This is a genomic window from Kitasatospora sp. NPDC088160, from assembly GCF_044741445.1.
Classification (GTDB): Bacteria; Actinomycetota; Actinomycetes; order Streptomycetales; family Streptomycetaceae; genus Kitasatospora.
Genome location: NZ_JBIUSS010000017.1, coordinates 63,311 through 83,115 on the forward strand (window position 1 = coordinate 63,311; position 19,805 = coordinate 83,115).

Sequence of the window (19,805 nt, forward strand, 5' to 3'; positions counted from 1 at the left end):
CAGCCCTCATACCGAACCCTTACCTGAACGGGGGGTCCTGTTGACCGCGGCGGCTCTAAGGTTTGCCTAAGCTAAGTCGAAGCGCCCTGGACCCCCGTGTCCGGGGCGTTCGGCTGTGCCGCGCCGCCGCCACCCGCGGCGGGCCGCCGAGTTCAGGTACGACCCGGGGTGACCGGGGGAGGAGCCCGCTGCATGTGGGATGAGGCGTTTCCCAGCTTTCTGATCGGGCTGCGCGAGGGTCTGGAAGCCGGACTGATCGTGTCGATCCTGGTCGCCACGCTCGTCCGCTTCGGGCACAAGGCCCGGTTGCCGCAGGTGTGGACCGGTGTCGCGGCGGCGATCGCGCTCAGCCTCAGCTTCGGCGCGGTGCTCACCTTCACCGCCGCCAACCTCTCCGGCCACGCCCAGGAGGCGTTCGGCGGGGTGCTGAGCCTGATCGCGGTCGGCTTCGTCACCGCGATGGTGTTCTGGATGCGCCGCTCGGCGCGCACCCTCTCCGCCGAGCTGAAGGAGAAGGTCCAGGCCTCGCTGGCGATGGGCGCCGGCGCGCTGGTGCTCACCAGCTTCCTGGCCGTCGGCCGCGAAGGGCTGGAGACCTCGCTCTTCCTGTGGACCAACGTGCGCACCGCCGGGGAGTCCACCGGGCCGCTGCTCGGCGCGGCCGTCGGCCTGGTGCTCTCGGCCGGCCTCTGCTGGGGCCTGTACCGGCGGGCGCTGAAGATGAACCTCACCCGGTTCTTCACCATCACCGGCGTCGGCCTGATCGTGGTCGCGGCGGGCGTGCTCGGCTACGGCCTGCGCGACTTGCAGGAGTCCGGGCTGGTCGGCGGCGGCAGCTCGTACGCCTTCGACCTGAGCGGCCACCTGGACGCCTCCTCCTGGTACGCCACGTTGGTGCAGGGCACCCTCAACCTGACCGTCACCATGACGGTCCTCCAGGTCGTCGGCTACCTCGCCTACCTGTGCATCGTGATGACGCTGTTCGTCGAGGGCGTCCGCGGCGGCAAGACCGCTCCGGCCGCCGGGAAGGCGGCGCAGGGCGAGGCGACGCAGGGCGAGAAGGCCGGGGCGGCCGCGCCCGAGGCCGCCGGGCCGGTGCGGTCCGGACGGCCGCGCTGGGCCGTGCCGACCGCGCTGGTCGCGGTGCCGGTGGTGGTCGCCGGGGCCGTGATCGCGGTCAGCGACGGCAAGCAGGGCAGCTCCGCCACCGTGTCCGTCTCCGAGCAGGAGTGCGGCAAGGGCTTCAGCACCCCGCTGCCCGGCCAGCAGGTCTTCCAGATGCACAACACCGGGGACAAGGTCTCCGAGGTCTACCTGGTCAACCCGGCCAGCGGCGCCGTCTACGGCGAGATCGAGGGTCTGGCCCCCGGCACCACCCGCGCGCTGACCGCGACCATCGGCTCCGGCGACTACGCGTGGCGCTGTGTGCCCACCGGCGGCACGTCCGTCACCTCGGCCGCCGTGCACGTCACCGGCGGCGGCCAGGTCAAGGCCGTCAAGCCGGTCGCCGAGGACGACCTCAAGGGCCCGCTCGACGCCTACAAGGACTACGTCGACAAGGGCCTCGCGACCCTGCTGACGCAGACCCAGAAGCTCCAGGCCGACGTCCACGGCGGCGACCTCGCCACCGCCAAGGCCGACTGGCTCACCGCCCACCTCCAGTACGCCTCGCTCGGCGCCGCCTACGGCACCTTCGCCGACCTCGACGGCAAGATCGACGGCCGGCCCGACGGGCTCGCCGACAAGGCCCAGGACAAGGACTTCACCGGTTTCCTGCGCCTGGAGTACGGCCTGTGGCACGGCCAGTCCGCCGCCGACCTGACGCCCGTCGCCGACCAGCTGGCCGCCGACGTCGCCAAGCTCGGGCAGGACTTCCCCGGCCAGGACTTCGACCCCGGAGACCTCCCGCTGCGCGCCCACGAGATCCTGGAGAACACCCTCCAGTTCGAGCTCACCGGCGACACCGACCAGGGCAGCGGCACCAACCTGGCCACCACCCAGGCCAACCTGGCCGGCACCCGGGAACTGCTGACCGTCCTGCAGCCGCTGCTCGACGAGCGCGACCCGCAGTTGCTCCCCCGCGTCGACGCCGGGATGAAGCGGGTCGGCGACCTGGTCGCCTCCGCCCACAAGCCCGAGGGCTGGACCGCACTGGAGCAGCTCCCCGCCGACGCCCGCCGCCAGCTCAACGGCGCCACCGGCCAACTGCTCGAAGACCTCGCCCCCATCCCCGCCCTGCTCGAGATCCGGAAGGCCGCCTGATGACCGACCACACCGCTGCCGGAGGCTCCTGCCCGTTCCCGCACGCCGCCGCGCCCGCCCCGGCCGTCGCCGAGGGCGGCTGCCCGGCCGGCCCGGCCCGCCGCAGCTTCGTCAGGACCGCCCTCGGCGCCGGCGCCGGAGCGGCCGTCATGGCGGGCGGGGCGTTCACCCTGGCCGCCGGTCCGGCCTCAGCCGGGGACAGCCGCCAGGCGAAGAGCGGAGTCGTCCCGTTCCACGGCGACCACCAGGCCGGCGTCACCACCCCGGCCCCCGGCTACGCCGCCTTCGTGTCCTGCCAGGTGATAGCCCAGGACCGCAACGGCCTGGAGGACCTCCTCAAGACCCTGACCGAGCGGATCCGCTTCCTCACCGCCGGCGGCACCCCGCCCGACCTCGGCGTCGGCGCGCCGCCCGCCGACAGCGGCATCCTCGGCCCCACCGTGCCCACCGACAACCTGACCGTCACGGTCGGCGTCGGCGCCTCGCTGTTCGACGACCGGTACGGGCTGGCCAAGGCCAAGCCGACCAAGCTGGCCCCGATGAAGACCTTCCCCAACGACAATCTTCAGGCCGCCGAACTCCACGGCGACCTCTCGCTGCAGATCTGCGCCGACCGCCAGGACACCGTGCTGCACGCGCTGCGCGACATCACCCGGCACACGCGCGGCGCGATGCAGATCCTCTGGCGGATCGACGGCTTCCAGAGCGAGTCCCGCCCGGACGGCGCCCAGCGCAACCTGCTCGGCTTCAAGGACGGCATCGTCAACCCCGACACCACCTCCGCCCGCGAGATGGACCGGCTGATCTGGGTCACCGACGGGCTGGGCGAGCCCGCCTGGGCGACCGGCGGCAGCTACCAGGTGATCCGGATCATCCGGATGCTGATCGAGTTCTGGGACCGCGTCACCCTCGCCGAGCAGGAGAAGATGTTCGGCCGCCGCCGCGACACCGGCGCGCCGCTGGACGGCCGCCAGGAGACCGACGCGCCGGACTACGGCAAGGACCCGGAGGGCAAGGCGATCCCGCTCAAGGCGCACATCCGGCTCGCCAACCCGCGCACCGCCGACACCGACACCTCGCGCATCCTGCGCCGCGGCTTCAACTACGACCGGGGCGTCGACCAGGCCGGCAACCTGGACATGGGCCTGGTGTTCTGCTGCTACCAGCAGGACGTGGTGCGGCAGTTCGAGGCCACCCAGACCCGGCTCGTCGACGAGCCGCTGGTCGACTACATCTCGCCGACCGGCGGCGGGTACTTCTTCGTCCTGCCGGGCGTGAAGGACAACGCCGACTGGCTCGGGCGCGGGCTGCTCGCTGCGGTCTGACGGCGGTCTGACGGGCGGTCTCACGGCGGCCGACGTGACGCCGGGCCCCGGGCGCTGCCGCGTGCCCGGGGCCCGGCGGCGTTGCGCGTGCCCCGGAGCCGCCACGCGGACGGGAGGTCGAGGACACGCCCTACGGGCCGAGGGTGAAGCCGATCACCGCGCCGCCGCCGTCCCGGTTGGCGGCGAAGGCCTCGCCGCCGTGCGAGCCGGCCACCTCGTGCACGATGGCCAGGCCCAGCCCCGAACCGGGCAGGCTGCGCGCGGCGGTGGCCCGGTAGAAGCGGTCGAAGACCCGGGAGAGGTCGGCCTCGTCGATCCCCGGCCCGCCGTCGCGCACCTCGACCCGGCGGCCGCGCACCACCACCTCGATCGGGGCCTTCCCGGCCGGGTCGAACTTGGCGGCGTTGTCCAGCAGGTTGCCCACCGCCCGGGCCAGCGCGTCCGGGCGGGCCGTGACCACCGTGTCGTCGGCGTCCACGGTGATCTCCCGGCCGCTGCGCCGCCGGGCCTGTGCGGCGGCCTCGCGCACCAGCTCGGCCAGCACCAGTTCGGTCGGCTCCTCGTCGGCCTTCCGGTCCGCGGCGAGTGCCACCAGCTCCTCCACCAGAAGCGTCAACTCCCTTGCCTCCTCGGCCAGATCGGCCATCAGTGCGGCCTGTTCGGCGGGCAGCAGGCGGTCCAGGCTGGGCAGGACCGAGAGGTTGGTGCGCAGGCTGGTCAGCGGGGTGCGCAGCTCGTGCCCGGCGTCCTGGACGAGCCGGCGCTGGTTCTCCTTGGCCGTGGCGAGCCGGCCCAGCATCCGGTCGAAGGCCCGGCCGAGCCGGCCGACCTCGTCCGTTCCGGCGGCCGGCACCGGAACGTCCAACCGTCCGCTGGCGGCGACCAGTTCGGCCGCGTCGGTGAGCCGGACCAGCCGGCCGGTGATCCGCCGGGCGAGCAGCCAGCCGGCCCCGCCCGCGAGCACCGCGACCACCGCCACCGACACCCCGGTACGGATCCGCAGCGTCGCCAGCAGGTGCTCGGTGGGGCCCAGTTGCTGGGCGATCTGGACCGCGCCGCGGCCGCCGCCGAGCGAGACCACGGCCACCCGGTAGGTGTCGCCGTGCACGTGCCGAAGCCCGGACGAGGTCTGGCCGGGGTCGTCGGAGCGGGCGAGGGAGCGGTCCTCCGGGGTCGGCCGGAGGTCGATCCGGGCGGTGCCGGGCAGCACCTCCCCGTCGGGGCCGAGGGACTGCGAGGTGACCCGGATCGGGCGCAGCAGATCCTCGCTCAGGCCGCCCGTGCCGTTGAAGTCGCCGGGGAACAGCATCTCCCGGCCGACCTGCTGGTGCACCGCCTGGACGGCCGCGGTGAAGTCGGCGCCCTCGTCGTCCCGGATCAGCCGGGCGGCGGAGTGGTAGCCGAGCGCGCCGATCAGCACCGCGACCAGGGCGGCCATCGCGGCGAAGGCGAGCGAGACGGTGGTGCGCAGCCCCGGGCGCGGCCACAGCGGCCGCGGCCGCGACCGGCCCCGGCCGGTCACGACTCGCGCAGCGTGTAGCCGACGCCGCGGACGGTGTGGATCAGCGGTGTCAGGCCGGGCCGGTCCAGCTTGCGGCGCAGGTAGCCGATGAACACCGCGAGGTTCTTCGAGCCGGGGCCGAAGTCGTAGCCCCAGATCCGCTCGTACACCGTGGCCTGGTCGAGCACCGAGCCCGCGTGCCGGGTCAGCAGCTCCAGCAGGTCGAACTCGGTCCGGGAGAGCTCCAGTTCCTGCCCGGCCCGCCAGGCCCGCCGGGCGTGCGGCTCGACCCGCAGGTCGGCCACCGCGAGGACGCCCCCGGCGGGTTCGGGTGCGTTGCGGCGCAGCAGGGCGCGCAGGCGGGCGAACAGCTCGTCCACGTCGAAGGGCTTGACCAGGTAGTCGTCGGCCCCGGCGTCCAACCCGGCGATCCGGTCCGGGACCTCGACCCGGGCGGTGAGCATCAGGACCGGGGTGCGGTCGCCGTCGGCGCGCAGGCGGCGGCAGACCTCCAGGCCGTCCGGGCCGGGCATCATCACGTCCAGCACCAGCAGGTCCGGGCGCTGCTCCGTGAGGGCGGCCAGGGTCTGCGCGCCGTCCGCGGCGGTGCTCACCCGGTAGCCCTCCAGCTGGAGGGCGCGGGTGAGGGAGTCGCGGATGGCCCGGTCGTCCTCGGCGATCAGCACGGTGTGGGTCATGGCCCCGATTCTCCCCGGCGCGCCCACGGCGGCGTCCGGCGGGTCCGGGCGGCGGCGCGTGACGGGTCTGGGGGAAGGGTCTGGGCGAGGGCGGCGTCCGGCGGGTCCGGGCCCGGCCGGTGGCCGTGCCGGCCGCGGCTTTCGCAGCGCCGGGGAGGGGCGTACGGTGGCCACACGGTGGCGTGTCCGCCGGGGGCGCCACCGGGTCCTTGTCGGCACACCCCGCCGGAGGCCGCGATGGCAGACCGGATGGCCTTCCTCACCACCCCGCGCGCCGAGCGCGAGCGGCGGGACGCACAGCAGCGACTGGGGGACTCCCGGGAGGTGTACCGGCCGCGGACGCCGCTGCCGGTGGTGGGCGGGCAGGCGGGCCGGTGCATGGACTGCGGGCTGCCGTTCTGCCACCACGCCTGCCCGCTGGGAAACCTGGTGCCGGAGTGGAACCGGCTGGTGGCGGACGCGGACTGGCGGGCCGCCGCCGCCCGGCTGCTGGCGACCAACAACTTCCCCGAGTTCACCGGAAGGCTCTGCCCGGCACCCTGCGAGAGCGCGTGCGTGCTGGCGATCGACGGCGCGGCGGTGGCGATCAAGAACGTCGAGCTGGCGATCACCGACCGGGCCTGGGAAGAGGGCTGGGACCTGCCGCAGCCGCCCGAGCGGGGCGCCGGGTGGCGGGTGGCCGTGGTCGGCTCGGGCCCGGCGGGCCTGGCCGCCGCGCAACAGCTGACCCGGGCCGGGTACGCCACCACGGTGTACGAGCGGGCCGACCGCCCCGGCGGGCTGCTGCGCTACGGGATCCCGCCGTTCCGGCTGGAGAAGCACCGGCTGGACCGGCGGCTCGACCAGATGCGGGCCGAGGGCACGGACTTCCGCACCGGGGTGTTCGTCGGCCGGGACCTCGCGGCCGGGGAACTACGGGCCGGGTGCGACGCGCTGGTGGTGGCGGTCGGTGCGACCGCCTGCCGGGAGCTGGCGGTGCCGGGGTGCGCCCTGCCCGGCGTGCACCAGGCGATCGACTACCTGACCTGGGCGAACCGGGTCGACGAGGGCGACCGCGCGGCCCCGCCGGTGTCCGCCGAGGGTCGGCACGTGGTGATCGTCGGCGGCGGGGACACCGCGGCCGACTGCCTGGGGACGGCGCTGCGCCAGGGCGCGGCCTCCGTCACCCAGCTCGACATCAACCCGTGTCCGCCGGTGTGCCGGGCGCCGGAGCAGCCCTGGCCCGTCCACCCGAAGGTGTACCGGGAGACCACCTCGCACGAGGAGTCGGGGGCCGCGGCGGCCGGTCCCCGGGTGTTCGCGGCGACCACGGTCGGCTTCGAGGCCGGACCGGACGGCCGGCTGGCCGCCGTCCGCTTCGCCGAGGCCGAACCGGCCGACCGCAGCCCCCGGACCGGCACCGAGCGGAGCATCCCGGCGGAGCTGGTGCTGCTCGCGCTGGGCTTCAGCGGCCCGGAGCCGGACCAGGGGCTGATCGCCCAACTCGGCCTCACCACCGGCCCGGACGGCGCCCTGGCCCGGGACGACGACTTCGCCACCGGCGCGCCGGGCGTCTTCGTCGCCGGGGACGCCGGGCGCGGGCAGTCACTGATCGTGTGGGCGATCGCCGAGGGGCGGGCGGCGGCCGCGGCGGTGGACCGCCATCTGCGCGGCGGCACCGAACTCCCGGCGCCGATCCGGGCGTCGGCGCGGGCGCTCACGCTCTGAGGGGCGCGCGGGCGTTCATTGCTCTGAGGGGCGTGCGGGCGGGCCCGGCGGCCCGGCCGCACCTCCGCGCAACCCATTGCGGTGTGGGGTATCTGCTGCCGGTGCGGTGAGCGGGGCCGGGCCCGGTCGATTTCGGGTCAGAGCAGCGGCAGCCGGCGGAGGAAGACGTCAGGGGCCTGGTTGGTGTCGCCCGGGACGAGCGTGCCGTCCTCGGAGGTGAACAGCACCGTGGTGCCGAGGGCGTCGACGAACGGCCGCTCCGAGGCGCCGGCGGTCTGCGAGCCGTCCGTCGCCACGCTGACCCGCTCGGTGCGGCCGGTCCGCAGGTCGCGCCGGAAGACGTCCCCGGCGTTGTTGGTGTCCCCTGGCACCAGGTTCGCCGCGTCGGAGTCGAAGTAGACCCAGCGGGCGTCGGCGGTGATCTGCGCGTGGTAAGAGTCGCCGGAGGTCTTCGTCCCCGGGAGCCCGGCGCTGACCAGGGTCTCGGTGTCCTCCTCCAGGTCGCGGACGTACACCTCGAAGTGGTGCCCCCGGGGGCCGTTGCCGTCCTGGAGCAGCGCCGAGTAGACGGCGTAGCGGCCGTCCCGGCTGAGCGCCGGGGAGGCCGCCCCGCGGTAGCCGCCCGCCCCGTCGGTGCTCACCAGGACGCTCTGCTCGTCGCGGAGGTCGCGGACGTAGAGCGGGTAGAAGCGGGGCTTGAGGATCGTCGGCTGGTCGTCGTGCCGGAAGGAGTCGCGGACGAACTCCTCGTCGGAGACGCCGTCGAGCTCGGCGGCGGCCTTCGCGGCGAGGGCGCCGGGCTTGTCCTGGCCGATGATGTTGGTGGCCTTCGAGATGAAGCCGACCGAGCCGCCGTCCCCGCTGATCACCGGCTCGGCGGAGGAGGCGTTCGCCTCGGTTCCGTCCGCGCCGACGCTGACCAGGCGGGTCCCGCCCGTCGAGCGGTCGGTGACGTAGATGTTGCCGCCCGTCCAGGTGACCGTGCCGGGGGCCAGGTCGGAGCGGTTGGACTGGTAGGCGACGTACCGGCCGTCCCAGCTGATCGACGGGTGGCTGGACTGCCGGCCGGCCTGCGGCTTGGCCGGGTCGTGTCCGGTGGACACCAGCTCGGTGGTCCCCGTCCAGCGGTCGTGGACGTAGACGTCCTCGAAGCCGAGGTTCCCGCCGGGGGCGAGGTTGGTGGCGTAGGAGCTGAACGCCACGTAGCGGCCGTCGCCGCTGATCGTGGCGTTGAAGGAGTCGTCGGCCGCCTGGGCGCCGTTCGCGCCGGTGCTGACCCGTTCGGTCCGGCCGGTCCACAGATCCCGGACGAAGACGTCCGACGTGCCGTTGGTGTCGCCGGGAACCAGATTGGCGGCCTTCGAGGTGAAGACGGCGAAGCGGCCGTCGGCGTTCAGACCGGCGGCGTCCGAGGCGCCGTCGGTCTGCCTCTGGCCGAGCCCGACGGATACCCGTTCGGTGCGGCCGCGCGGCGCGTCCGCCTGGGCGGGCGTCGCCACCGTGACGGCGGCCAGCGCGGCCGCCGCCAGCGCGCCGGCCGCGCGCAGCAGGTGTGGTGCGGAACGTGCGCGAGTCATCCGGTTCCTCCCCTGGGTGCGGCCGGCCGCGTCGAACTCCCCGGCGGCCGGCTCGTGGTGAGCCAACCGCCGGGTGCGGCGGGAGGTCAACGATGCCCGCCCGGGAGCGGCGGAATCGCGTCACCGGGAGGAGACGGAGAGGGTGATGGATCGGGTGCACACGGCTTTTGCTAGCATCCGGCGGCAGATGCGTCGGAGGGGGTTCGGGTGGACGGTGGCAAGCGGGTGGAGGAGTCGGTCGAGGTCCGCTACACGCCGACGACCGCGGACTTCCGGGCGGCCTTCGCGGCCCGGGCCCGGGGTACGGCGGCGGGTCGACGGTCCCGGCGGTCGAGGTACCTGACCGCCTCCTGCGCCGGGGCCGGTGCGGTGGTGCTCTCGGTCGCCGACCGGACGGTGGGCCCACCGGCGCTGGTGATGCTCGCGGCCGCGCTGCTGCTGGTGGTCGGACTGCCCTGGCTGCAACTGCGTCAGGTGCGGCGGATGGCGGCGGACAAGGGTGAGTTCCGGATCGTCCTCGGCGAGGCCGGGGTGACCGTCACCAACGCGGTGTCCAGCACCGAACTCGCCTGGCGGGAGCTTCCGCACTACCTGGAGACGCCCGGACTCTTCGTCCTGCTGGGCGGGGACGAGCAGACGCACGTGCTGACCCTGCTGCCCAAGCGCGGCACCGGCGACCCGGGCCGGCTCGGCGCGTTGATCGCCCGGCACGCCACGGTGCCCGCCCGGGGCTGAGGGGCGGCGCCCCGGTCCGCCGCTGTCGAGGTGGGCGGTCATGGCGTGGACTGCTGGTCGGGCCGGACGGGCTGGTGGTGTCGGTCGGGTTGGTCGCGGGTGTTCAGCTGGTCGCGCTGGTCGTAGCGCCAGAGCGCGGGCAGCGCGGCCGACAGGGCGGCGGTGCCGGCCAGGCAGAGCAGACCGCCGGTGCGCAGCGCGACGCGGATGCCCTGCCGGGCGGCGAGGCCGCCGGCCCGCAGGTCCCCGAGGGCGGGGCCGGCGGAGCCGATCAGCATCTCCAGGCCGGCGGCGCGGCCCCGCAGTTCGTCCGGAATGGACTGGTTCCAGATCGCGCTGCGGAAGGTGTCGCCGATCTGGTTGGCGCCGCCCGCGACGAGCAGGCAGAGCAGGACGGCCCACAGGCCGGGGGCGATCGAGGCCGCGGCCGTCGCCGCGCCGACGAAGGCGGCGCAGAGCAGCACCAGCCGGCCGTGCCGGTGGACCCGCTCGGTCCAGCCGCCGGTGGCGGCCGCGAGCAGGCCGCCCGCCGCAGCGGCCGAGTAGAGCAGGCCGAGCGCCCACACCGCGTCCAACTCCTGGGCGAGGAAGGGGAACAGCGCGGTCGGCAGGGCGCAGACGGTGGCCGCGAGATCCGCGAGGTAGGTGCCCAGCAGGTCGGGGCGGCGGGCCGCGTACCGGGCGCCGTCGACGAATTCCCGCAGCCGCGGTGCCTCGGCGTCCCGCTGCGAGGGGACGGGTCGGACCTGGGTGAGCAGGGCGATCGAAACCAGGAAGGTGCCGAGGTCGACCAGGTAGGCGGCCGGGACGCCGGCCGTGGCGATCAGCACCCCGGCGGCGGCCGGGCCGCCCAGTCCGGCGATGCTCCAGCGCAGCGAGAGCAGGTTGCCCGCCGCCACCAGTTGGTCGGGCGGCACCAGCCGGGGGATCATCGCCTCCGCCGAGGGCTGCTGAAGGCCCTGCAGTGCCGCTGCCAGTCCGGCGGCCGCGTACAGCGGCCAGAGCGCGGGGGTGTCGAGCAGCGCGTTGGCGAGCAACAGGGCGCTCAGTGCGGCGAGTGCGAGTTCGGTGACCAGGGCGACGGTGCGGCGGTCGGCACGGTCGGCGAGGACGCCGCCGTAGAGGCCGAACACGATGGTCGGCAGGAGTTCGACGGCGCCGACCGCGCCCACGGCCAGCGGTGAATCGGTGAGGTCGGCGATCTGGAGCGGGATCGCCGTCATGGTGAGGACGGAGCCGAGCAGGGTGACGGTGCCGGCCGTCCAGGTGAGGCGGAAGTCGCGGGAGGACCGCCAGGGCGCGGTGTTCGGCAGCAGTCGGGACCTGGGACGGTCCGTTCCTGGGGTCATCGGGTGGTGGTCCCTTCGGGCCGTCGATCACGACGGCTCTCCTTATCGCTGATAAATTCCAGCTCGGAACTTATCGGCGATAAGGTGGAGTGGGCAAGCGGATAACGGAGAGGTGGTCGGCGGTGGCGCTGCAACGCGACGAGGTGGTGCGCACCGCGCTGCGCGTACTCGACGAGGAAGGCATCGACGGCCTGACCACCCGGCGGCTGGCCCGCGAACTCGGCGTCCAGTCACCCGCGCTGTACTGGCACTTCAAGAACAAGCGGGAACTGCTCGACCTGATGGCCGAGGCGATGCTCGCCGAGGCCCTCCCGGCCGACCGCAGCCCGGATCCGGAGCACTGGCCGGACTGGCTGGCCGCCGACGCCCGCGCCAAGCGCCACGCCCTGCTCGCCTACCGCGACGGCGCCCGGGTGCACGCCGGAACGCTGCCCACCGAAGACGAACTGCCCGCCGTCGAAGCCCAGTTGGACGCCCTCCGGCAGGCCGGCCTGCGGCCCCGCACCGCGCTGCGGCTGCTGCTCACCATCGACCGCTACATCATGGGCTGGGTCACCGAGGAGCAGGCCTGGCGACAGGACGCCGCCGACCGCGCCCGGCCGCCCTTCCCGGACGAGGTCCTGCGCGACCTCCCGTTGCTGCGGGAGGCGGCCGACGTGCTGCGCATGACCGACCACGACGCCGACTTCGAGTACGGGCTGCGCGTCCTGATCGAGGGCTTCCGGGCCGAGATCGCGCGCGAGGCGCTCGGGACGGATGGGCCCGCGTGACCGGCCGTGATCGGCCGGACAGCGCCTAGCGGTGGGCGTGCAGCGCCTCGCGCAGCCGCCCGCCGGAGGCGGCGAGCTGCCGGGCGGCGGTCGGCGCGTCCACGTCCGCGAGCAGGACCAGGATCGCGTCCTTGGCCCGGCCTCCGGTGGCGGCGAGCGCGCGGCGGACCGCAGCCTCGTCGGCGCCGGTGGCCTCCGTGACGATCCGGTGGGCCCGTGCGCGGAGCTTGGCGTTGGTGGCCCGGACATCGACCATCAGATTGCCGTACGTCCGGCCGAGCCGGACCATGACGGCCGTCGACAGCATGTTGAGCACCAGCTTCTGTGCCGTGCCCGCCTTCAGTCTGGTCGAGCCCGCCAGCACCTCCGGGCCGACCTCCACCTCGATCCCCAGCTCGGCCGCCGCCACCAGTGCCGAGCCCCGGTTGCACGCCAGTGCGACCGTCAGCGCCCCGGCCGCCCGTGCGGTCCGGACGGCCGCCACCGTGTACGGCGTGCGGCCGGAGGCGGAGACGCCCACCACGGTGTCGGCCGGGGTGAGCCGGAGCGCGGCCAACTCGGCCGCCGCCAGCTCCGGGCGGTCCTCGGCGCCCTCGACGGCCCCGGTCACGGCGGTCCCGCCCCCCGCGATCAGGCCCACCACCAGGCCCGGATCGGTGCCGAAGGTCGGCGGGCACTCGGCGGCGTCCAGCACTCCGAGCCGCCCGGCGGACCCCGCCCCGGCGTAGACCAGCCGCCCACCGGCCGCCATCCGTGCCGCCGTGGCGTCCACCGCGGCGGCGATCCGGAACAGCTCCCCGGCCACCGCGGCGGGGACAGTGCGGTCCTCGGCGTTCATCAGGCGGAGCAGGTCTGTGGTCGGCAGCTGGTCGATCCCGGCCCAGTCGGGGCGGATCGTCTCGGTCGGCGGTAGGGCGTCCTGGTCCATGCGGCCAGCGTCCCCGGACATGGCGGTCGCCAATCGGCGCGGGGCCGCGCGTGGCGGTGGTCTCCGGGTCCTCGGTCGTGGCGGCGCCATGGCGGATGCCGGGAAAGCCGCGGTGGGAGCGACCGGTGTGCCCGTGATGCCTTCCTCGTGCGGAGTGCCCAGCCCGTCAACGGGCGTCGCCGTCGCCGAGGTGACGGGCGATGCGGGCGATGGCGGGTGCGTTGTCCTCGAACAGATGGGCCTGCATGCCCACCGCCCGGGCGGCTTCGACGTTGGGCGCGTGGTCGTCGACGAAGAGGCAGTCGACCGGGCTGACGCCCAGGGCGGCGCAGGTGATCTCGTAGGCACGCGGGTCGGGCTTGCCGGTCCCGATCTCGTGCGAGTAGACGATGTGCTCCACCAGCTCGTCGAACCGGTAGAGCGGGACCTCGCGTTCGCGGGCGCCGACGAAACTGTTGCTGAGGATGCCGAGCCGGGCCCGCCCGCGCAGTCCGCGCACGTGGGCGATGAGCTCCTCGTTCGGCGTGCCCAGGTACTCCTCCCAGAGGTCGGCCATGAAGGCCTCGACCTGGGCCGGGCCCAGGTGCAACCGGGCGGCCACCTGCTCGCGCACCTCCGGCTCGGTGATGCCGCCGATCGCGCCGGCCCGCCAGACGTCCCGCAGTCGCTCGTCGATCGCGTGCGGCGGCAGCTCCAACCGGCGCTCCCAGCGCTCCGGCCAGCCCGTCCTCGGCGTGTACTCCAGGACGCCGCCGATGTCGAGGATGAGGCAGGGTGCGTTCACGGGTGGTCCCCTCTCCGTTGCGGCCGCCGTGGCGCGGCCCGCACCTGCCACTCTCAGGGGTGCGGGCGGGGCCGGGTCAAGGGGGCGGTGAGTCCTCGGAGGTTCCGGCGAGCGCGTTCGGTGGCCGCGTCGGGCGGCAGGGCGTGCTGTGGGCCCGTCAGGCCATCCAGAAGAAGACGGCCGTCATCCGACGCTCCGGCAGCTCGGTGCCGTAGTAGGAGGTCGCGCTGTGCATGAGGTTGGCGTGGTAGAGGAGCAGTTGGTTGTAGCGGTTGGGGACGCGGACGTCCTCGGTGAAGTGGTCGGCGGGCACGTGGCGGGTGCCGAGCGCCTCGACCAGATTGTTGTGCGGCGCGTTGACGAGGTTCCCGCCGAGGCGTCCGCCGGGGAACTGCTGGCGGAAGAAGCTGGTGCCGGCGTCCTTCGGCGCGCCCGGGCTGAGGTAGAGCACGGCGGCGTAGCGGCAGAGCGCGCGGGAGTCGGTGTGCGGGCGGGACTCCGACTCCCCGGCGCCGACGACCTGGACGCAGTTGTGGTTGAGCGTGCCGCCGCCCGGGGCGCTCTGCACCCAGAGCCGGGAGGCGCCGGTGGCCTTGCGGACCAGGGCCTCCACCCGGGCCAGCTCGTCGGGCTCCAGGCCGGGCATGGTGCGCAGGCCGGGCCAGGTCTCGGGGCGGTACGGGTAGCCTTCGGTCCAGTCGCCGCGGGCCAGACAGCGCTCGCGGACGGCGTCCGGGTCGGTGAGGACGTTGTCCAGGACCCAGTAGTCCCGGCCTCGGGTGGGCTTGCGGTAGGGCAGGACCGGCAGGGTGGTGGGCCTGATGGGCTGTGAGGGCATGGGCCGACGATAGGGGCGGCGGTCGTCAACCTTCTGCCGTGAGCAGGTCAACCTTTCGTCAAGGGCTGTCCATGGGCGGGCACCTCGCGCCGCAGGTCAGGAGCCCGGCCGGACGGCGAAGGTGCCCAGGGCGCCCTCCAATCGGTCGAAGGCCCGGACGGCCGAGGGGCGCACCGCCGCCGTGATGGCGGCGGCCTCGTCGCCGGCCAGCAGCCGGCGGAACACTTCGGTGAACACCGTGCGGTCGACGGCGGCGAGGAGCCCGGCGGCCACCCGGCTCTCGAAGTCGACCGGTGGGCCGACCGGTGTGCTGACCGGTGTGTCGGGCGATGCGCCGGACGGAGTGCCGGTTGTCGTCGTGGGGCGGGTGGCCCCGGCCAGGGCCTCGGCCAGGGCGGCCTCGCTCTGCTCGTGCAGTTCGCGCAGCCGGGCGACCAGGGCGGGGCTGTCGGAAACGGTGCGGGCGAACGCCGGGCCGGAGAAGCCGAGCCGCGGGTCGTGCCGGTCGAGGCCGGCCAGGCAGTCGCGGCGCAGCGCGGCGAGGGCGGACTCGCCGGGCGCACGCTCGGCGACCGCCCGGGCGAGCCGGCCGACGATCTCCTCGTGCAGGTCGAGGAGGAGGTCCTCCTTGCGCGGGAAGTGGTTGGTGACGGTCATCTTGGCGACGCCGGCGGCCGTCGCGACCTCGGCGATGGTGGTGCGGTCGAAGCCCTGGTCGATGAAGAGCCTGGTCGCGGCGTGCGAGATCGCCTCGCGGGTGCGGCGCTTGTTGAGCTCGCGCAGGGTCGGGGTGGCCCCGGGCCCCGTCGTGGGCCCCGTCGTGCCCATCGTGGGTTCCGTCACGGTTTCCGTCGTGGGTTCCGTCGTGGGTTCCGTCATGGGGGCAGCGTAGCGCAGTTGGCTGGGTCGGACCCAGAAATTAGGCTTGACCTAATCGCTGGGTTCGTCCTAAGTTCCTTCCGGGCGGTCGGAGTGGCCGCCGGACGGACGACCCGGGGAGGGCGCATGACCACATCGGCCACGTACGGAGGCGCCATGTTCACCCAGCACACCGGGCGGCTCCGCCTGCTCAGCGTCCACGCCCACCCCGACGACGAGTCCAGCAAGGGCGCTGCCACCCTCGCGCGGTACGCGGCCGAGGGGGTGGACGTCCTGGTCGCGACCTGTACCGGCGGCGAGCGCGGCTCGGTGCTCAACCCGGCCATGGACCGCCCCGAGGTCCGGGCGGACCTCGCCCGGATCCGGAGCGAGGAGATGACGGTCGCCCGGGGCGTCCTCGGCGTGCGCCAGCAGTTCCTCGGCTTCGTGGACTCGGGCATGCCGGGCCCGGGCGAACCGCTGCCGGCGGGCTGCTTCGCCGACCAGCCCGTGGCGGCCGCCGCGGCGCCGCTGGTCGCCCTGATCCGGGAGTTCCGTCCGCACGTGGTGGTCACCTACGACGAGACCGGGGGGTATCCGCACCCCGACCACGTGATGACCCACCAGGTCACGGTCGAGGCCTTCGAGGCCGCCGCCGACCCGGGCCGCCACCCCGAGGCGGGGGAGCCCTGGCAGGCGGCGAAGCTCTACTACCACCTGGCGCTCTCCAGAGCCTGGTTCCAGACCCTGCACGACGCGATGACGGAGCGGGGTGTTCCCTCGGGCATGGGCGCACTGCTCGCGGACTGGCCGGACACCCCGCCCGCCCTCGCCACCACCACCCGGATCGCGTGCGCCGAGCAGTTCGCCGTACGGGACGCGGCACTGCTGGCGCACGCCACCCAGATCGAGCCCGGGGTCGCGTTCATGGCCCACCCGCGGGACATCGAGCGCGAGGTCTGGCCGACGGAGGACTACCACCTCGCCCGGAGCCTGGTGTCGGGCGAGGGCGAGAGCGAGGAGGAGGGGCCCGAGACCGACCTGTTCGCCGGGCTGCGCTCAGGAGGGGCGGGGCTGCGCCAAGGAGAGGGGGACGGATGAGCCGGAGGTCGGGTTTCGCCCGCTCAGCACTGGCCGTCGGCGAGCACGAAGTAGCCCGGGCCGGTCTGCTTCAGGGTGTGCGTCACGAAGGTGTTCCAGAGGCCCATGCTCTGGCCCGAGCCGAGTGCGTAGGTCAGGCCGCCGCTCTGGGTGGCCCGCCCGGCCCGGACCTGGTTGTAGTTGCTGTCGGTGAAGCACTGCGCGGCGCCGCCGCCGGTGGTCGCCGTCACCGCCGCCGATCGGGTGCCCACGGCCCCCGACGGGTCGACCGCCGCCACGGTGTAGCCGTACGACGTGCCGGGGGCGAGCCCGGTGTCGGTGAAGGACGGGCCGGTGGCACTGCCCGCCATCGCGCCCTCCCGGTAGACCTGGTAGGAGGCGGCCCCGCTGACGGCCTGCCAGGCGAGGGCGATCGAGCCCTGGCCCGCCGGGGTCGCGGTCAGCCCGGTCGGGGCGGGCAGGCCGGGGTTGGTGGGCCCCGTGCCGCCGTCGAGGCCCCAGAACTGCGCGGTGTAGTAGCTGGAGCAGATCGTGTTGAGGAAGTAGCTGCCGGTGGCCCCGCACCGGTCGGCTGCGGAGCCGGGGTTGACGGCCAGCCCGTGGCCCATCCCGGCGATGGTGAACAGCGCCACGGCGGGCCGCCCGCCCGCGTCGGCGTAGACCTCCTCGGTGGTGCCGCCCGGCAGGCTCCGGGTGCCGGTCGGGCTCTGGCCGACACCCTGGACGTTGGTCCACTGGTCGCGCAGTTCCGTCGCGTTCACCGGCCTGACCACGGTGTCCGCGCCGCCCTGCCAGATCGCCACCCGGGGCCAAGGACCGGCGTAGCCCGGGTACGCGGCCCGGACCTTGTCGCCCCACTGGGCTGGGGTGAGCCCCTGGTCGGAGTTCTGGCAGCCGGAGGCGGCGCCCTGGGTGGTCGCGCACTGGGCCGGGAGGCCGGAGTCGATCGCCCCGCCGGCGAACACGTCCGGGTAGTCGGCCAGCAGGTCGGAGGCCATCCCGCCGCCGGCCGACAGCCCGGTGACGAACACCCGCCGGTCGTCCGAGCCGTACAGGGCCTTGGCCTTGGTGACCATCTCGATCACCGACTCGGCCTCGCCGGCGCCCCGGGCGTCCTTGGTCGCGTCGAACCAGCTGAAGCAGGAGAGGCTGTTGTTGGCACTGCTGGTCTGCGGGAAGACGACCGCGAAGCCGTACCGGTCGGCGAAGGTCGTCCAACCGGAGTTGCGGTAGTAGTCGTTGGCGGTCTGCAGACAGCCGTGCAGCGCGACCACCAGCGGCGCGCCACTCGGCAGTCCGGTGGGGGTGTAGGAGTACATCGCCAGGTTTCCCGGATTGGCGCCGAATCCGGTGACCTGCTGGAAGGTCCCGCTCACGGTGTCGGCCGCAGCCGGGGCGGGTGCGGTGGTGCCGATCGCGAGTGCGGCGGCCGTCAGCAACGCGGCGGCGGCAGGACGGAGAGACATGAGGGCTCCTGGGTGGGGGAGGAGTGGGGGCGGATGCCGTGCAGCGTGGCGCGCCCTGCGCCCCGGTGCCATGTGACGGCCACCCGAGGTCCACCGCGCCGCCATGGCGTGGACCGCCATGGTCCGATGCCAGGGGGACGCGCGCCGGCCGTACCCCGGAAGGCACTTGAGGGGCGTGCGCGAACAGGGCAGGTTGATCCCATGACGACGAACGAGGCAGACCCCGGCGGCGCGACGTCCCCGGAGGGCCAGGAGCTCCTTGAGGGCCAGCAGTCCCTGGAGGGCCAGGCGCCCCGGACCCGGACGCACACCTGGACGGCGGGCCCGCCGATCTCCGCCTTCCCACACCTGAGCGGAGAGGAGATTCTGCACGAGATCCTCGCGGGCCGGATTCAGGAGCCCGCGATCTGCAGCACCCTGGGGTTCCACCTGACCGAGGTGAAGCCGGGTACGGCAGTGTTCGAGGGCGAACTCGGCGACCACCTCTACAACCCGATGAACACCGTGCACGGCGGTTACCTCGCCACTCTGCTCGACTCGGCGCTCGGTTGCGCCGTGCTGAGCCGGCTGCCCGCCGGGATCGGCTACACCACCACGCAGTTGAACGTCCACATGCTGCGCCCGCTGTTCGCCGACTCGGGGCCGCTGCGCTGCGAGGGGCTGGTGCTGCATCTGGGCCGGACGATGGCGACGGCCGAGGCCAGGGTGGTCGGGGTGGAGAACGGCAAGCTCTACGCGCACGCCACCACCACCTGCGCGATCCTGGCGCCCCGCCCGGTGGCCTGACTTGATGGCCTGACCGGTGGATTGACCGGAGGCCTGGTCGGAGGTCTGGGCTGAGGTTCGGCTGAAGGTGCGGCCGGGCCCCGGTCGCTGCGGCGGCCGGGGCCCGGGGTCGGCTGCGGTTCAGAGGGCCGCGAGCAGCCCGCAGAGCGCGAGGAGGCCGCAGATCCCGAAGTTGACCAGCTTGTGGGAGAGGAACACGGCGGCGAACTCGCGGATCGTCGCGCTCGGCCAGTAGTACGCGGCGGTCGGCGAGCCGAACACCTGCCCGTTGACGCCGGTCTTGCGGGCGGTGAGCGCCGCCCGGAAGGCGTGGAAGTTGTTGGTGACCACGACACAGCGGTAGTCGGGCTTGGCCTGTTCCATGATGGCCTTGCTGAAGAGCAGGTTCTCCTCGGTGGTGCGGGAGCGGTCCTCGCGCTCGATGTGTTCGGCCGGGAAGCCGCGCCCGGTCAGGTAGTCGGCCATCGCGTGGGACTCCGGCAGCTTCTCGTCCGGGCCCTGGCCACCGGAGGTGATCAGCACCGGCGGGTTGCCGCGCGCGGCCTGCTTGTCGTACACCTCCCGGCCCCGGTCGAGCCGGCTGGCCAGCAGCGGCGGGACGCGCTCGCCGCCGATCAGGCCGGAGCCGAGGACGACCACGAAGTCCACGTTCCGGCGCGGCCGGTGGCGGCCGTAGAGGAACGCGTAGCCGACGAAGCAGACGAACAGGAAGGAGATGTAGCCGACCACCAGGACGGCGGTGCCCGCCAGGACGCCCAGCTGGTGCGAGCGGGTGGCCAGGGCCGCGAGCAGCAGCGCGATGACGGCGAGGATGCCCAGCCCGGCGAGGAGGGACAGCAGGTTGGCGGGCCGTCTGCCCTCCTTGCGGATCATGGTCAGGCCGTTGGCGATCAGGAACCAGACCAGGGCCGCCGTGCCGAGGGCCGGCAGCAGGATGATCGCCACCGCTGCCAGTCCCATCACCAGCGTGGGCGCCTTGCGCAGCTCGGCGAGCAGGGCGAGGGCGAGCAGGGAGACGGCGATGCCGAGCAGGACGGCATTGCTGAACTGGCGGCGGTCGCGTAGTACCCCGACTCCGAACAACAGGAAGAACAGGGCGGCTGGGACATAGGCGATCATG

At 74.1% G+C, this 19,805-nt stretch carries 17 protein-coding genes; 7 read left to right on the plus strand and 10 right to left on the minus strand.

What is annotated here, in order from left to right; all coding sequences use genetic code 11:
• The first annotated feature begins 192 nt into the window (after positions 1-192).
• Together efeU and efeB are read left to right on the plus strand one after the other, a co-directional pair.
• The gene (gene efeU / locus ACIOGZ_RS25625) at positions 193-2,262 is read left to right on the plus strand and encodes an iron uptake transporter permease EfeU (protein WP_363629666.1); all 2,070 of its coding nucleotides are present in this window, start codon (positions 193-195) and stop codon (positions 2,260-2,262) included.
• The gene (gene efeB / locus ACIOGZ_RS25630; RefSeq protein ID WP_400987463.1) at positions 2,262-3,587 is read left to right on the plus strand and encodes an iron uptake transporter deferrochelatase/peroxidase subunit; all 1,326 of its coding nucleotides are present in this window, start codon (positions 2,262-2,264) and stop codon (positions 3,585-3,587) included. The genes efeU and efeB overlap by 1 nt, the downstream gene beginning before the upstream one ends.
• Before the next feature lie 130 nt (positions 3,588-3,717).
• On the opposite strand, the gene ACIOGZ_RS25635 is transcribed toward efeB, so the two are convergent.
• Positions 3,718-5,109, minus strand: coding sequence for a sensor histidine kinase (locus tag ACIOGZ_RS25635; RefSeq protein ID WP_400987465.1), 1,392 nt, complete (start codon positions 5,107-5,109; stop codon positions 3,718-3,720).
• The gene (locus tag ACIOGZ_RS25640) at positions 5,106-5,786 is read right to left on the minus strand and encodes a response regulator transcription factor (RefSeq protein ID WP_363629670.1); all 681 of its coding nucleotides are present in this window, start codon (positions 5,784-5,786) and stop codon (positions 5,106-5,108) included. Before ACIOGZ_RS25640 ends, ACIOGZ_RS25635 begins: the two co-directional genes overlap by 4 nt.
• A 237-nt stretch (positions 5,787-6,023) precedes the next feature.
• On the opposite strand from ACIOGZ_RS25640, the gene ACIOGZ_RS25645 reads away from it, so the two are divergent.
• Positions 6,024-7,493 carry a glutamate synthase subunit beta gene (locus ACIOGZ_RS25645; protein ID WP_363585601.1) on the plus strand — a complete coding sequence of 490 codons (1,470 nt, stop codon included), beginning with the start codon at positions 6,024-6,026 and terminating at the stop codon, positions 7,491-7,493.
• A gap of 137 nt (positions 7,494-7,630) precedes the next feature.
• Here ACIOGZ_RS25645 and ACIOGZ_RS25650 read toward each other — a convergent pair whose 3' ends face one another.
• On the minus strand, positions 7,631-9,070 hold the full coding sequence (locus tag ACIOGZ_RS25650) for a hypothetical protein (protein ID WP_400987467.1): 1,440 nt from the start codon (positions 9,068-9,070) through the stop codon (positions 7,631-7,633).
• Between the two features lie 207 nt (positions 9,071-9,277).
• On the opposite strand from ACIOGZ_RS25650, the gene ACIOGZ_RS25655 reads away from it, so the two are divergent.
• Positions 9,278-9,805, plus strand: a complete 528-nt coding sequence (locus tag ACIOGZ_RS25655; protein WP_363585599.1) for a YcxB family protein — start codon at positions 9,278-9,280, stop codon at positions 9,803-9,805.
• Between the two features lie 38 nt (positions 9,806-9,843).
• Here ACIOGZ_RS25655 and ACIOGZ_RS25660 read toward each other — a convergent pair whose 3' ends face one another.
• A complete protein-coding gene (locus tag ACIOGZ_RS25660) occupies positions 9,844-11,154 on the minus strand; it encodes an MFS transporter (RefSeq protein WP_400987469.1) in 1,311 nt (436 codons plus the stop codon).
• Positions 11,155-11,276: 122 nt separating this feature from the next.
• Between ACIOGZ_RS25660 and ACIOGZ_RS25665 the strand changes: the two genes are divergently transcribed.
• Positions 11,277-11,924 carry a TetR/AcrR family transcriptional regulator C-terminal domain-containing protein gene (locus ACIOGZ_RS25665; RefSeq protein WP_363585597.1) on the plus strand — a complete coding sequence of 216 codons (648 nt, stop codon included), beginning with the start codon at positions 11,277-11,279 and terminating at the stop codon, positions 11,922-11,924.
• Positions 11,925-11,949: 25 nt separating this feature from the next.
• On the opposite strand, the gene murQ is transcribed toward ACIOGZ_RS25665, so the two are convergent.
• The 4 genes from murQ to ACIOGZ_RS25685 form a co-directional block, all read right to left on the minus strand.
• Positions 11,950-12,852 carry an N-acetylmuramic acid 6-phosphate etherase gene (murQ, locus tag ACIOGZ_RS25670; RefSeq protein ID WP_400987471.1) on the minus strand — a complete coding sequence of 301 codons (903 nt, stop codon included), beginning with the start codon at positions 12,850-12,852 and terminating at the stop codon, positions 11,950-11,952.
• Positions 12,853-13,018: 166 nt separating this feature from the next.
• Positions 13,019-13,636: an HAD family phosphatase gene (locus tag ACIOGZ_RS25675; protein ID WP_363621849.1), complete on the minus strand. Its 618-nt coding sequence runs from the start codon at positions 13,634-13,636 to the stop codon at positions 13,019-13,021.
• Between the two features lie 157 nt (positions 13,637-13,793).
• Positions 13,794-14,474, minus strand: a complete 681-nt coding sequence (locus ACIOGZ_RS25680) for a DUF6445 family protein (RefSeq protein WP_363629678.1) — start codon at positions 14,472-14,474, stop codon at positions 13,794-13,796.
• A 96-nt stretch (positions 14,475-14,570) separates the two neighbouring features.
• Positions 14,571-15,317, minus strand: coding sequence for a TetR/AcrR family transcriptional regulator (locus ACIOGZ_RS25685; RefSeq protein WP_400987473.1), 747 nt, complete (start codon positions 15,315-15,317; stop codon positions 14,571-14,573).
• Between the two features lie 162 nt (positions 15,318-15,479).
• On the opposite strand from ACIOGZ_RS25685, the gene mca reads away from it, so the two are divergent.
• Positions 15,480-16,433 (plus strand): mycothiol conjugate amidase Mca, encoded by a 954-nt coding sequence (gene mca / locus ACIOGZ_RS25690; protein ID WP_400987475.1) that lies wholly within the window; start codon positions 15,480-15,482, stop codon positions 16,431-16,433.
• A 23-nt stretch (positions 16,434-16,456) separates the two neighbouring features.
• Here the strand turns inward: mca and ACIOGZ_RS25695 are convergent, their stop codons facing one another.
• Positions 16,457-17,899 carry a PHB depolymerase family esterase gene (locus ACIOGZ_RS25695; protein ID WP_400987477.1) on the minus strand — a complete coding sequence of 481 codons (1,443 nt, stop codon included), beginning with the start codon at positions 17,897-17,899 and terminating at the stop codon, positions 16,457-16,459.
• A 201-nt stretch (positions 17,900-18,100) separates the two neighbouring features.
• Between ACIOGZ_RS25695 and ACIOGZ_RS25700 the strand changes: the two genes are divergently transcribed.
• Positions 18,101-18,685 carry a PaaI family thioesterase gene (locus ACIOGZ_RS25700; RefSeq protein ID WP_400329178.1) on the plus strand — a complete coding sequence of 195 codons (585 nt, stop codon included), beginning with the start codon at positions 18,101-18,103 and terminating at the stop codon, positions 18,683-18,685.
• A gap of 120 nt (positions 18,686-18,805) precedes the next feature.
• Here ACIOGZ_RS25700 and ACIOGZ_RS25705 read toward each other — a convergent pair whose 3' ends face one another.
• Entirely contained in the window at positions 18,806-19,804 is a 999-nt protein-coding gene (locus ACIOGZ_RS25705; protein ID WP_363585589.1) for a YdcF family protein, read from the minus strand.
• Between the last annotated feature and the right edge of the window lies 1 nt (position 19,805).

Excerpts from the sequence above, each read along its gene's own strand:
- mca (WP_400987475.1), top strand. The coding sequence starts at position 15,480 with ATGACCACATCGGCCACGTACGGAGGCGCCATGTTCACCCAGCACACC.
- ACIOGZ_RS25650 (WP_400987467.1), bottom strand. The coding sequence starts at position 9,070 with ATGACTCGCGCACGTTCCGCACCACACCTGCTGCGCGCGGCCGGCGCG.
- efeU (WP_363629666.1), top strand. The coding sequence starts at position 193 with ATGTGGGATGAGGCGTTTCCCAGCTTTCTGATCGGGCTGCGCGAGGGT.
- ACIOGZ_RS25705 (WP_363585589.1), bottom strand. The coding sequence starts at position 19,804 with ATGATCGCCTATGTCCCAGCCGCCCTGTTCTTCCTGTTGTTCGGAGTC.
- ACIOGZ_RS25695 (WP_400987477.1), bottom strand. The coding sequence starts at position 17,899 with ATGTCTCTCCGTCCTGCCGCCGCCGCGTTGCTGACGGCCGCCGCACTC.
- ACIOGZ_RS25645 (WP_363585601.1), top strand. The coding sequence starts at position 6,024 with ATGGCAGACCGGATGGCCTTCCTCACCACCCCGCGCGCCGAGCGCGAG.
- ACIOGZ_RS25700 (WP_400329178.1), top strand. The coding sequence starts at position 18,101 with ATGACGACGAACGAGGCAGACCCCGGCGGCGCGACGTCCCCGGAGGGC.
- ACIOGZ_RS25640 (WP_363629670.1), bottom strand. The coding sequence starts at position 5,786 with ATGACCCACACCGTGCTGATCGCCGAGGACGACCGGGCCATCCGCGAC.
- ACIOGZ_RS25680 (WP_363629678.1), bottom strand. The coding sequence starts at position 14,474 with ATGCCCTCACAGCCCATCAGGCCCACCACCCTGCCGGTCCTGCCCTAC.
- murQ (WP_400987471.1), bottom strand. The coding sequence starts at position 12,852 with ATGGACCAGGACGCCCTACCGCCGACCGAGACGATCCGCCCCGACTGG.
- ACIOGZ_RS25660 (WP_400987469.1), bottom strand. The coding sequence starts at position 11,154 with ATGACCCCAGGAACGGACCGTCCCAGGTCCCGACTGCTGCCGAACACC.
- efeB (WP_400987463.1), top strand. The coding sequence starts at position 2,262 with ATGACCGACCACACCGCTGCCGGAGGCTCCTGCCCGTTCCCGCACGCC.